The 12729-nt window shown below is 70.5% G+C and carries 11 protein-coding genes; 7 read left to right on the top strand and 4 right to left on the bottom strand.

The features are described 5' to 3' along the window. Positions 1 to 39 precede the first annotated feature (39 nt). Positions 40 to 1683 (top strand): DNA repair helicase XPB, encoded by a 1644-nt coding sequence (locus ACWD10_RS01995; protein ID WP_451085957.1) that lies wholly within the window; start codon positions 40 to 42, stop codon positions 1681 to 1683. Between the two features lie 5 nt (positions 1684 to 1688). Here ACWD10_RS01995 and ACWD10_RS01990 read toward each other — a convergent pair whose 3' ends face one another. Next, positions 1689 to 2963 (bottom strand): glycosyltransferase 87 family protein, encoded by a 1275-nt coding sequence (locus ACWD10_RS01990; protein ID WP_451085955.1) that lies wholly within the window; start codon positions 2961 to 2963, stop codon positions 1689 to 1691. A 365-nt stretch (positions 2964 to 3328) separates the two neighbouring features. On the opposite strand from ACWD10_RS01990, the gene ACWD10_RS01985 reads away from it, so the two are divergent. After that, positions 3329 to 5431 (top strand): HelD family protein, encoded by a 2103-nt coding sequence (locus ACWD10_RS01985; RefSeq protein ID WP_451085953.1) that lies wholly within the window; start codon positions 3329 to 3331, stop codon positions 5429 to 5431. Positions 5432 to 5476: 45 nt separating this feature from the next. Next, positions 5477 to 6235, top strand: coding sequence for a DUF6333 family protein (locus ACWD10_RS01980; RefSeq protein ID WP_451085951.1), 759 nt, complete (start codon positions 5477 to 5479; stop codon positions 6233 to 6235). A 9-nt stretch (positions 6236 to 6244) separates the two neighbouring features. Here the strand turns inward: ACWD10_RS01980 and ACWD10_RS01975 are convergent, their stop codons facing one another. Both ACWD10_RS01975 and ACWD10_RS01970 read right to left on the bottom strand, forming a co-directional pair. Continuing rightward, entirely contained in the window at positions 6245 to 6943 is a 699-nt protein-coding gene (locus ACWD10_RS01975) for a copper homeostasis protein CutC (RefSeq protein WP_451085949.1), read from the bottom strand. 91 nt (positions 6944 to 7034) lie between these two features. Then, on the bottom strand, positions 7035 to 7934 hold the full coding sequence (locus ACWD10_RS01970; RefSeq protein WP_451085947.1) for a hypothetical protein: 900 nt from the start codon (positions 7932 to 7934) through the stop codon (positions 7035 to 7037). Between the two features lie 123 nt (positions 7935 to 8057). Between ACWD10_RS01970 and ACWD10_RS01965 the strand changes: the two genes are divergently transcribed. Beyond that, positions 8058 to 10370 (top strand): heavy metal translocating P-type ATPase, encoded by a 2313-nt coding sequence (locus ACWD10_RS01965; protein ID WP_451085945.1) that lies wholly within the window; start codon positions 8058 to 8060, stop codon positions 10368 to 10370. A gap of 136 nt (positions 10371 to 10506) precedes the next feature. After that, complete coding sequence (locus tag ACWD10_RS01960) at positions 10507 to 11115, top strand: Uma2 family endonuclease (protein WP_451085943.1); 609 nt, start codon at positions 10507 to 10509, stop codon at positions 11113 to 11115. A 16-nt stretch (positions 11116 to 11131) separates the two neighbouring features. On the opposite strand, the gene ACWD10_RS01955 is transcribed toward ACWD10_RS01960, so the two are convergent. Then, on the bottom strand, positions 11132 to 11542 hold the full coding sequence (locus tag ACWD10_RS01955; RefSeq protein WP_451085941.1) for an ATP-binding protein: 411 nt from the start codon (positions 11540 to 11542) through the stop codon (positions 11132 to 11134). Between the two features lie 113 nt (positions 11543 to 11655). Between ACWD10_RS01955 and ACWD10_RS01950 the strand changes: the two genes are divergently transcribed. Then, positions 11656 to 12480, top strand: a complete 825-nt coding sequence (locus ACWD10_RS01950; RefSeq protein WP_451085939.1) for a helix-turn-helix domain-containing protein — start codon at positions 11656 to 11658, stop codon at positions 12478 to 12480. Then, the gene (locus ACWD10_RS01945; protein WP_451085937.1) at positions 12477 to 12728 is read left to right on the top strand and encodes a DUF397 domain-containing protein; all 252 of its coding nucleotides are present in this window, start codon (positions 12477 to 12479) and stop codon (positions 12726 to 12728) included. The genes ACWD10_RS01950 and ACWD10_RS01945 overlap by 4 nt, the downstream gene beginning before the upstream one ends. The last annotated feature ends 1 nt before the right edge of the window (position 12729 follow it).

Genomic DNA, 12729 nt, shown 5'->3' with positions numbered 1-12729 from the left:
CTTTCTCGGGGCCGGGCCGTGATCGGAAGGACGGAACGCGTGAACGGACCGCTCATCGTCCAGAGCGACAAGACTCTCCTCCTGGAGGTCGACCACGAGCTGGCCGGCGCCTGTCGGCGGGCCATCGCCGCGTTCGCCGAGCTGGAGCGGGCGCCGGAGCACATCCACACGTACCGGGTGACGCCGCTCGGGCTGTGGAACGCGCGCGCCGCCGGGCACGACGCCGAGCAGGTCGTGGACGCGCTGGTCGAGTACTCGCGGTACCCCGTGCCGCACGCGCTGCTCGTGGACATCGCCGAGACGATGGACCGGTACGGGCGGCTCACGCTCAGCAAGCACCCGGCCCACGGGCTCGTGCTCACCACCACCGACCGGCCCGTACTCGAAGAGGTCCTGAAGTCGAAGCGGATCGCGCCGCTCGTCGGCACGCGGATCGATCCGGACACCGTGGCCGTGCACCCCTCCGAGCGCGGTCAGATCAAGCAGACGCTGCTCAAGCTGGGCTGGCCCGCCGAGGACCTTGCGGGGTACGTCGACGGGGAGGCGCACCCCATCGCGCTGGAGGAGAACGGCTGGGCGCTGCGGCCGTACCAGAACCAGGCCGTGGAGAACTTCTGGCACGGCGGGTCCGGCGTCGTCGTCCTGCCCTGCGGTGCGGGAAAGACGCTGGTCGGGGCCGGTGCGATGGCGCAGGCCAAGGCGACCACGCTGATCCTCGTCACCAACACCGTGTCCGCGCGGCAGTGGAAGCACGAGCTCGTGCGCCGTACCAGCCTCACCGAGGACGAGATCGGCGAGTACAGCGGGACGAAGAAGGAGATCCGGCCCGTCACCATCGCCACCTATCAGGTCCTTACGACGAAGCGGAAGGGCATCTATCCGCACCTGGAGCTCTTCGACTCCCGCGACTGGGGGCTGATCCTCTACGACGAGGTGCATCTGCTGCCCGCGCCGGTCTTCAAGTTCACCGCCGACCTCCAGGCGCGGCGGCGGCTCGGGCTCACCGCGACGCTCGTACGCGAGGACGGGCGCGAGTCCGACGTCTTCTCGCTCATCGGGCCCAAGCGGTTCGACGCGCCCTGGAAGGAGATCGAGGCCCAGGGGTACATCGCGCCCGCCGACTGTGTGGAGGTCCGGGTCAACCTCACCGACTCGGAGCGGCTCGCGTACGCCACCGCCGAGGCCGAGGAGAAGTACCGCTTCTGCGCCACCACCGCGACGAAGCGGAAGGTGACGGAGGCGCTGGTGCGCAAGCACGAGGGTCAGCAGACCCTGGTGATCGGCCAGTACATCGATCAGCTCGACGAGCTGGGCGAGCACCTGGGCGCCCCCGTCATCAAGGGCGACACCACGAACGCCCAGCGCGAGAAGCTCTTCGACGCCTTCCGGCAGGGCGAGATCTCCGTACTCGTCGTGTCGAAGGTGGCGAACTTCTCCATCGACCTGCCGGAGGCGACCGTCGCCATCCAGGTGTCCGGCACGTTCGGCTCGCGGCAGGAGGAGGCGCAGCGGCTCGGGCGGGTCCTGCGGCCCAAGGCCGACGGGCACGAGGCGCGGTTCTACTCGGTCGTCGCCCGCGACACCATCGACCAGGACTTCGCGGCGCACCGCCAGCGGTTCCTCGCCGAGCAGGGGTACGCGTACCGGATCACGGATGCGGACGACGTACTGGCCGCGGACTAGACGACCTACGGGGATTTCGCTGTCCTGGGGCGCGGCACCCTGACCGCCGCGTCCGAGGACTCCTCCTCGCGTCGGCGCGGCACCCCCACCAGAGCCACCCACACGAACAACCCGAGGGCGAGCAGCGGGTACGGCGACGCGAAGGGCTGTTGCCACCACGCGTACTTGAGGTCGAGCATCCCCTCGTGCGGCAGGATCCAGAACGTACGGGCCGTGAACAGGACCGCCACCGCCGCCGCGAGCACCGGCCGCCCCGCCGCGAACAGCAGCATCAGCAGCGGTACGCACCACACCCAGTGGTGGGACCAGCTGATCGGCGAGACGAGCAGCGCGGTGAGCGCGGTGAGCAGGATGCCCCACGCGTCGCTGCCGTCCCGGAAGGCGCGGCGGGCCAGCCACAGGCCGGCGATCCCGGCGAGCGCGGCGGGCCCGAGCCACAGGTAGTTCGGCTCGGCGGTGTGCAGGAAGCGGGCGACCAGGCCCTGGAGCGACTGGTTGTCGACGATCCACGGCTTGCCGACGCGCTCGGTCTGGAACATCCGCCGGGTCCAGAAGTCCAGGCTGGCCCGCGGCAGGACGAGCACCCCGAGCAGCACGGTGCCGACGAAGGACGCGATCGCGGTGAGCCCGGCCCGGATCCGGCCGGTGATGAGCAGGTAGACGACGAAGATCCCGGGCGTCAGCTTGATGCCGGTGGCGATGCCGAGCGCGAAGCCCTTGCCGATCGCCCCGTCCGGCCGGGACAGATCCCATAGGACGAGGCAGGCGAGCCCGAGGTTGATCTGTCCGAAAACGAACGTCTGGAAGACCGGCTCGAGCCATATGGCCACCGCGGTCACGGCGAGCGGCAGCCAGGGCCGGCGCTTCGTGCCCGACCCGAGCCCCGCGAAGCGGCAGGAGAGATGCACGAGGAGGGCGAGGAGCGCCGCGTTGACGACGACGAAGAGGACCTTCAGAAGCCCTATGGACGGCCAGGTCGTCGGCACGAACAGGACCGCGGCGAACGGCGGGTACGTCGCGGGCAGCGACCACTCGGTGACGGTGAACCCGTACAGGTCCGTGCCGTCCACGACCGCCGCGCCCTCGGCCCGGTAGACCAGGGCGTCCGCCATCGGTATGCGCAGCAGGAGGCACAGCACGGCGAGGGCGGCGAGGGACAGGACGAGCAGGGTCCCGGCGGCCAGGACGCGCGGCGACCGGAGCGCGCGCAGCGTGCGGCGGGCCGCCGTGGCGGCGGACGTCCGACGGGGCGCGGTCGCGGGCACAGTCCGTTGGGTCATCGGCGCGACCCTACCCGGGTCTTGGGACTGCACAGCGGCCTCGAGATCAACGGCAGCGGGCGGCTGCGGGACATCCGGGTAGTGGTCGGCATTCCGCTCACGGTACGTACGGTAGTCAGGGCAGATCAAGGGATTTGTAACGGCCGGTTGGCCGATAAGCGTCTTACGTCGGGACGCCTGCCTTTAAAGACACATGTGGCCCGTCATGGGTTCCCCCCGACCGGAAATTCATTGGCTCCCGCCCCGAGCCCCGCCCTACAATCCCCGCTTCCCCGCCTCCCTCAGGGAGTGCTGCTGCCCGGACGGAAACCGGTCGGCTGCCGACGTACGACCCCACACCCTCACGTCACCCCGGAGGCACCGCCATGCCCGCGCCCGAAACGCCAGGCTCACCCGACCCCCTCGCCCGCGAGCGCGCGCACCTGGCCGCGTCCCGCACCGCACTGCGCGCGATGCGTGCGGACGTCGAGGCCCTGGACATCCGGGACGTGACCGCGAACTGGGTGAACGCCGAGGCCCTCGGGCACCAGATCGACGAGCGGATCAAGGCCCTGGCGGACCTCGCGCACACCCCGCTGTTCTTCGGCCGCCTGGACTTTCTGCACTCAGTGGGCGGGGAGGACGCCGAAGGAGCCGAGGGGGCCGACCGGTTCTACATCGGGCGGCGGCATGTGCACGACGCCGACGGCGACCCGATGGTGATCGACTGGCGCGCCCCGGTCTCACAGCCCTTCTACCGGGCCTCGAAAAAGGACCCGATGGATGTCGCGCTGCGCCGCCGCTTCGGCTATACGGGTGGCGAGTTGACGGCCTACGAGGACGAGCACCTCTCCGACCCGGCCGAGGCGGCGCGCACCAGCAAGCTCCTTCAGCAGGAGATCGAGCGGCCGCGCGTGGGCCCGATGCGCGACATCGTGGCGACGATCCAGCCGGAGCAGGACGAGATCGTACGGTCCGGACTCGGCGGCACCGTCTGCGTCCAGGGCGGCCCGGGCACCGGAAAGACGGCGGTGGGCCTGCACCGGGTGGCGTATCTGCTCTACGCGCACCGGGAGCGCCTCGCCCGCACCGGCACCCTCGTCATCGGCCCGAACAGGTCCTTCCTGCATTACATCGAGCAAGTCCTGCCCGCACTCGGCGAGTTGGCGGTCGAGCAGGCGACGGTCGACGACCTGGTGACGCGAGGGACGGGCGTGGAGGTGCGGGGCACCGACCCCGCCGGGACGGCCGTCGTCAAGGGCGACGCACGGATGGCCGAGGTGCTGCGGCGGGCGCTGCGCTCGTACGTCACGCCGCCGACGGAGCCGGTCGTGGTGGTGCGCGGCGCACGCCGCTGGCGCGTACCGGCGTACGAACTCACCGAGATCGTCGAAGAGTTGTTGACCCGCGACATCCGCTACGGCGCCGCCCGCGAGGCCCTGCCGCAGCGGATCGCGCACGCGGTCCTCGTACGCATGGAGCAGGCGGGCGAGGCCCCGGACGACCGGGTACAGGACGCGGTGGCCCGCAACACGGCGGTGAAAGCGGCGGTCAAGGCGATCTGGCCGCAGGTCGACCCGGCGAAGCTCGTCCTGCGCCTGCTCTCCGACGCGGACTTCCTCGCCGTACACGCGGACGGAGTCCTCGACGGGGACGAGCAGAAGGCGATCCTCTGGGCGCGCCCGGCCCGCTCGGTGAAGTCCGCGAAGTGGTCGGCGGCGGACGCGGTCCTCATCGACGAGGCGAGCGATCTGGTGACCCGGACGCACTCGCTCGGCCACGTGGTCCTGGACGAGGCACAGGACCTCTCCCCGATGCAGTACCGCGCGGTGGGCCGCCGCTGCTCGACCGGTTCCGCGACGGTCCTGGGCGACCTGGCGCAGGGCACCACGCCCTGGGCGACGCGGAGTTGGGCCGAGGCCCTCGCTCACCTGGGCAAGAACGCGGGCGTCGTGGAGGAGCTGACGGCCGGATTCCGCGTACCGCGCGAGGTGATCGCGTACGCGTCCCGGCTGCTCCCGGACATCGCGCCGGGCCTGACGGCGGTGGAGTCGGTGCGTGCGGCGCCGGGGTCGTTGGAGGTACGCCGGGTCGAGTCCGCAGAACCCGCCCAACCCACAGAACCCGCCGATCTGACCGCGGCGACGGTCGCGGCCTGCGTCGCGTCCCTGGAACGGGAGGGCTCGATCGGCCTGATCGCGGCGGACGCCCGCGTACCCGACCTCGCTCAGGCCCTGACGGAGGCGGGCCTGGCGTATCTCGCGCCGGGCGAGGAGACGACGGCGGAGGCCCGCCTGACGCTGGTGCCCGCGTCGCTCGCGAAGGGCCTGGAGTACGACTACGTGGTCCTGGACGAGCCCGCGGCCGTGGTCGACGGCGAGCCGGACGAACGGACCGGGCTGCGCCGCTTGTACGTGGCTCTGACGCGAGCGGTATCGGGCCTGACGGTGATTCATTCGGCGGAGCTGCCAGGCCAGTTGGCTTGTTGAACGGCTGCGGCCGGATTGTCAGTGGCCGCCCCTAGGGTGACGCGCATGGCTAGGACGACAGACACCTCGTACTGGGACGTGCCGCCGGAGACGGAGGTCCGGGTCAACGGCGAGCACACCCTCACCGTGGTCGGACCCGGGACGCTCGCCGCGCTGAAGGCCTCCAAGGACCGCACGGGACCCATGGACCTCCCGCCGCACGACCCGGTAGCGGCCCGGAAGTTCGCGGAATCGTTCGGCACCGTGGACACGGTCCTGGAGACGCTGCCGCCCGGGAGCGAGTACCCCTACCTGGGGTCCCGGGACGACCTGGACTTCATAGAGGTCGGCCACTGGGGCGACGTGATCTCCATATCCGACCCGGCCCTGGCCGACAGCTGGGGCAACCAACCGCTCCTGACGCAGGCCGCGTCGCTGCGCACCCGCTCCCCGGACGCCCTGATCGTCGGCGCGGCCTGGGTCGACTGCGGGGGCGGCATGGACCACATGGAGTACGCGATCCACGTACCCGGCGGACCCTCTCTGGAGGCGGAGGGCTGGCACGGCGAGGACCCCTGGACCGTCGACGGCGACCCGCGCGAAATCGTACGGGCGCTCGGCATCACCGCCGAGGCCATGGCCGAGGCCGAGCTCGACCTGGAGGAGGAGCAGAACACCTTCGACTGGGACGGCCTGTGCGACCTCGCCCTCGGCCCGATCCATACCTGCGTGTACTACCCCGCCCACAAGACATCCCTGTTCCGCGTACGGCACACGGAGGGGGCGACGTTCTCACTGGAGGAAACCTGGCTCAAGAATCCGTAGGCGGTCCGCCTACTCCCCCAGCGCACCCCGCCACTCGGCAACAGCCTCCGCCGACACTGGCTCCCCCCACCCGGAGGGCCTCGCCGCCCCACCGATGTGGAACGCGTCGATCCCGGCCGCCCGCAGCCGTGGCACATGCGCGAGCCGCAGCCCGCCGCCGACCAGGATCCGCTGCCCGTAGCCGGGGTCGCCGCGCCGGGCCGCCTCGGCGAGCAGCGTCGCGAGGCCCGCGTCGACGCCGTCGGCCGACCCGGCCGTCAAGTACGTGTCGAGCCCCGGGAGTTCGGCGAGTTGTTTGCGCAGGGCGTCCCGGTCCGCGGCGCGGTCGATCGCCCGGTGGAAGGTCCACGGCGCCCCGTCGAGCTCCGCGACCAGCCGCTCCACCGCCACCAGGTCCGGCCCGCCGGTCTCGTCGAGGAACCCGAGCACGAACTCGTCCGCACCCTCGGCCCGCAGCGCCCGCGCCTGCCGTACGAGACCGTCGAGCGCCTCCGCACCCCCGGCCGCGAACCCGTCCGCGGCCCGCAGCATCACGCGCAGCGGGATCTCGACGGCGGCGCGGATCTCGGCGAGCACGGCCGGGCTCGGCGTGAGCCCGTCCGCGGCCATGTCCGTGACCAGCTCAAGGCGGTCCGCGCCACCGGCCTGGGCGGCGATCGCGTCCGCGGCGTCGAGGGCGATCACCTCCAGGACTGCACGGTTGCTCATGGGGCCTCTCTTCTTCCGGGGCTCTGGGGGCACTACAGGTCTAGTCCAATCTTCTCCAGGGTACGCGCCGCCCACCGGCCCCGGGTGACGATCAGTGGGCGTGCCCGGATTCCGCCCCTCCCTCAGGAGCCCCTGACCGCACCGTGAAGGCCGCCGTCCGCACCTTCCCCTGGTGCTTGAAGTCCAGGAAGAGGCGGTACGTCCCCGGGCTCGGCGGCGTCGTCGCGAACGAGACCTCCGGCCCGGGCCCGCCCTCCTCCGGGTGCACATGCAGATACGCGAGGTCGCCGGAGCGCAGCGCGACGAGGTGCCCGTACGCCCCGAGATAGGGCTCCAGATCCCGCACCGGCTCACCGTCCTTGGCGACCCTCAGGTCCAACTTGCCCTCCCTGCCCGGGGTGAGGCCGCCGCCGAGGATCACCTCGTAGCCGTCGCCGACCTCGGCGGTGGCGTCGGGCCGGGGCAGTCCGGCGGGCTCGTACGCCCCGGAGACCGCCAGATCGGCCCCGAGGGTCACCCCTTCGCCACCGCGCGGCGTGAAGTCCGCGAACACCCGGTAACCCCCGGCCTTCGGCAGCTCGACGGGGGTGGACCAGGTGCCGTCGGCGGCCCGCTTCGGGTGCAGGTGCCGGTAGGTGGCCAGGTCGTCCGAGGCGACGATCAGATGCAGCTCCTTCGCGTGCTCGCGCTGGTACGCGGTGACCTTGCGGCCACGGCTGTCCTCGATGGCGAACCGCAGCTGGGAGCGCTCGCCCGCGGCGAGGCGCGGGGTCGCGAGGTCGAGCGTGTAGCCGCGTTCGGAGACCTGGAGCCCGCCCGGCACGGAGCCTTCGGGTGCAGCGGGCTGCTCGCCGGGGTCGCCGCGGTGCTGCGAGTGCGCTTGCTCCTTGGCATCCACCACGGGGCCGACGCCGCTGCCCACGGCGTAGGCGGTGCCGAAGGTCGCGGCGACCGCGGCGGCGAATGCGGTGATCTTGAGTCCGGTGTTCATGACGTACGTGCTCCTTGAGGTTCGGTTCTTGGCCTTGCGCCAGATACACCCAGGGGGTATACATGGCAGAGCCGAAGCATACCCCCCAGGGGTACTCACTGGAAGGCCGGAGGAGCAGAACCCATGACCACCACCACGACCACGACCACGACCACGACGCACAACCCCGCATCAGCGGAGGTGGAACTCGCGATCGGCGGCATGACCTGCGCCTCCTGCGCCGCCCGGATCGAGAAGAAGCTCAACCGCATGGACGGGGTCGAGGCCACCGTCAACTACGCCACCGAGAAGGCGAAGGTCAGCTACTCCGGCGACGTCGCCGTGACCGACCTGATCGCCACCGTCGAAGCCACCGGCTACACGGCACAGGAACCGGTCCCCGAACCCGTACGACCGACATCGACAGGGGCCGAGGGCTCGACGGCCCAAGGCGAGGCACCGGAACCGGAACCGGACGAACTCCGCCCGCTGCGCCAGCGGTTGACCACCGCGGTCGCACTCGCCGTACCGGTGATCGCGATGGCGATGATCCCGGCGCTCCAGTTCGAGTACTGGCAGTGGCTGTCCCTGACCCTGGCCGCCCCGGTCGTGACGTACGCGGCCTGGCCCTTCCACCGCGCGGCCTGGACCAACGCCAAGCACGGCGCGGCGACCATGGACACCCTGATCTCGGTCGGTACGTCGGCGGCGTTCCTCTGGTCGCTCTGGGCCCTGTTCTTCGGTACGGCCGGTATGCCCGGCATGACGCACCCCTTCGAGCTGACCATCGCCCGCACCGACGGCGCCGGGAACATCTATCTCGAGGCCGCGGCCGGGGTCACCGCCTTCATCCTGGCGGGCCGCTACTTCGAGGCCCGCTCGAAGCGGAAGGCGGGCGCGGCCCTGAAGGCGCTGCTCGAACTGGGCGCGAAAGAGGTCACGGTCATCCGGGACGGCGGCCGCGAAGTCACCGTCCCGACGGCCGAGTTGACGGTCGGTGACCGCTTCCTGGTCCGCCCCGGCGAGAAGATCGCCACGGACGGCACGGTGGTGGAGGGCTCGTCGGCGGTGGACGCGTCGATGCTCACCGGCGAGTCGGTCCCCGTGGAGGTCGGCGTCGGTGACTCCGTCACGGGCGCGACCCTGAACGCGGGCGGCCGCCTGGTCGTCGAGGCCACCCGCGTAGGCGCCGACACCCAACTCGCCCGGATGGCCAAGCTCGTCGAGGACGCCCAGAACGGCAAGGCCGCGGCCCAGCGCCTGGCCGACCGTATCTCCGCGGTCTTCGTCCCGGTGGTGATCGTCCTCGCCCTCGCCACCCTCGGCTTCTGGCTCGGCAGCGGCGCGGGCCTGACGGCGGCGTTCACGGCGGCGGTCGCGGTCCTGATCATCGCCTGCCCGTGCGCGCTCGGCCTGGCCACCCCGACCGCCCTCATGGTCGGCACCGGCCGCGGCGCCCAGCTCGGCATCCTCATCAAGGGCCCGGAGGTCCTGGAGTCCACCCGTCGCGTGGACACCATCGTCCTGGACAAGACCGGCACGGTCACGACGGGCCAGATGACCCTGCGTACGACGCACACCGCACCCGGCGTACCGGAGGCCGAAGTCCTGCGCCTGGCAGGCGCGTTGGAGCACGCGTCGGAACACCCCATCGCGCAGGCGGTGGCGACGGCGGCCGCGACGCAGGTCGGCCCCCTGCCCACCCCCGAGGACTTCGCGAACGTCGCCGGACTCGGCGTCCAGGGCATCGTCGAGGGCCACGCGGTCCTGGTAGGCCGCGAGCAGCTACTGAAGGAATGGGCGATCACCCTGCCGGACGCCCTGGCGGCGGCGAAGGCAGCCGCGGAGGCGGCCGGACGTACGGCCATCGCGGTCGCGTGGGACGGCGAGGCGAGAGCGATCCTGGAGGTAGCGGACGCGGTCAAGGAAACGAGCCCCGAGGCGATCGAGAAGCTGCGCACCCTGGGCCTGACCCCCATCCTCCTCACCGGCGACAACAAGGCGGTAGCGGAGTCGGTGGCGGCGGAGGTCGGCATCGCGCCGGAGCATGTGATCGCCGAAGTACTGCCGCAGGACAAGGTCGACGTGGTCAAGCGCCTCCAGTCCGAGGGCAAGTCGGTCGCGATGGTCGGCGACGGCGTCAACGACGCGGCCGCCCTCGCCCAGGCCGACCTGGGCCTGGCCATGGGCACGGGCACGGACGCGGCCATCGAAGCGGGCGACCTGACCCTGGTACGAGGCGACTTGAGGGCAGCGGCCGACGCCATCCGCCTGTCGCGCCGCACCCTGGGCACGATCAAGTCGAACCTCTTCTGGGCCTTCGCGTACAACGTGGCAGCGCTCCCGCTGGCCGCGGCGGGCCTGCTCAACCCGATGATCGCGGGCGCGGCCATGGCCTTCTCGTCGGTCTTCGTGGTGGGGAACAGCCTGCGCCTGCGCCGCTTCAAGGCGCTGTGAACCCAGAGCGTTGAAGTTGCTGGTTCGCGAGACGAATGTCACGGAGCGTGGTTACGTTGTCGTCGTGCGTTGAGCGCACGCGGCCGCGTAACCGCGTACCGTCAAGAGCAGGACGGGTACCGGAGGGAGAGACACCATGAGCGCGCAGCCGGTCGAGCGGCCGAGGTCGTCGGTCACGTATGAGCAGCTCCAGAACCTCGCCGAGACCATCGAGGCAGCGGCGGACAACCAGGGCCAGCGCGTGCGGGCAGACATCGCGAACGAGGAGATCACCGTCCACATGATGTCCCCCTCCACCAAGCATGGGCACATCGTCTACAGCATCAGCAAACAGATCGGGATCCAGGACGAGTCGATCGTCGGCGCCGCCGAAGGCCGCGTCCACCACCCTGAGCTCGGGCTCTGCCGAACCGCCGATCTTCTCCTCATGACCCAAGAGGTCTTCGAAGAGCAGGATGACGACGACTTCGCGACGTTCGGCCCCGATGTCTCCGTCGCCATCGAAGTGGTCTCCCGCTCGAACCCGGGCAACGACTACCTCGCCAAGCTCCGCGAGTATCCCCGCATGGGCGTCCCGATCTACGTGATCATCGACCCGAGAGACGGCACGGTCACCGTCTACTCCGACCCCGACACCGCCGCCGGCGAACCCCGGTACCGGGACACCTCGCGCAAGTACAAGTTTGGGGACACCGTCCAGATGGGCGCGTGGACGATCGACACCGCCAAGTTCCCCCGGTACTGAACCAGGCCACGCCGCTTCAAGGCAGCGTGAACTCGCACCAGGCGGTTTTGCCGGGGGCCCGGGCCCCGACGCCCCACTTGTCGGCGAGGGCGGACACGAGCAACAGGCCGTGTCCGCCCTCGCGTTCGTCTTCCTGGAGTTCAGGGATACGGGGCACGCCGTCGCCGCTGTCGTGCACTTCCACGCGGAGTACGTCACCGTCGTACGCCAGTCTCACCAGAAACCCGCGGCCGGGCGGGACGCCGTGCAGCAGGGCATTGGTCGCGAGCTCGCTCACGCACAGAAGTACGTCGGCACAGCGGGCGGCGGAGGAGAAGTCCCACTCGGAGAGGGCGTCCTGGACGAAGGCCCGGGCGGCGGGGACGCACCGGCGCTCACGCCGATAGAACTTATCGCGGAGAGTGGGGAGTTGGAGTTCCTCGTTCATGGGACGAGCGTCACGCAGCGTGGTTACCGTGGTGCAGTGGGTCGACCCCGACAGATTACTTGTCGGGGTTGAGTCGGGGTGAAAGAGGAAAGGGGCGGGGGACATTGGGTGTTATGAGCCCCAGGAACCGCGCGCGCAGGAACCCTTCGGCGATGAAAATGGTGGGCAGGCTCCTCGCCCTGTTCCGCCAGTTCGCGGGCCTCACTCAGGTGGAACTGGCCGAACGCCTGGTGATCGCCGAGTCCACGATCGCGGCGATCGAGCAGGGCAGGCGCCCGCTGATGCCGGATCTGGCCGAGACGATCGACCAACTCCTCGACACCAAGGGGGCGTTGACGGTCGCGGTGGAGAACATGCCGGAGATAGACCAGTTCCCGTTGTGGGCCGAGAAGTACATCGACCAGGAGCAGAAAGCCATCGCCCTGTGCAAGTACGACGCCCTGGCCATCCCGGGGCTACTCCAGACCTCGGAGTACGCCCGCGCCCTGCTGCAACAGCGCGTACCCGCGTACGACGAGGACGAGATCGAGACGAAGGTGGCCGCTCGCATCGAACGCCAGGGCATCTTCCAGCGCAAGGAGCCTCCCACGGGGAGCTTCATTATCTGGGAGCCCGCACTGCGTATGGCCTTCGCCGATCCCCTTGTACGCAAAGATCAGTTGAGGTACCTGCGCACCATGGCGGACCTGCCCGGCCTGACCCTGCAGATCCTGCCCCTGGACGCCGAGGAGAACGCGGGCGACGCAGGTCCCTTCACCCTCCTGGAAACCCCCGAACACCAGCACCTCGCATACATGGAGACGCCGCGCGGCAGTCAGTGGGTCTCTGATCCGGACGAGGTGTCCATCCTGGCACGCAGGTATGCGATGCTGCGGTCACAGGCCCTGACCCCCAAGAAGACCAAGGGCGTGCTGGACCACTTGCTGGGAGAGAAATGACCACCGCGGCACTTCACTGGTTCAAGTCGAGCTACAGCAGCGACGAGGGCGGCGACTGCCTCGAAGTCGCCTACGACTGGCGGAAGTCCAGCTACAGCAGCAGCGAGGGCGGCGACTGCGTCGAAATCGCCGCCCACCCCACCGCCATCCACATCCGCGACTCCAAGAACCCCGACGGCCCGATGCTCACGGTCACGCCGGACGCCTGGAGCGCCTTCGCGACGCACGCCGCCTCTGCCTCCGCCTGAC

It is taken from the genome of Streptomyces sp. NPDC002851 (assembly GCF_053591935.1).
Note: the sequence above shows the minus strand (reverse complement) of the source record. Positions and strands in the feature narration are given on the sequence as shown.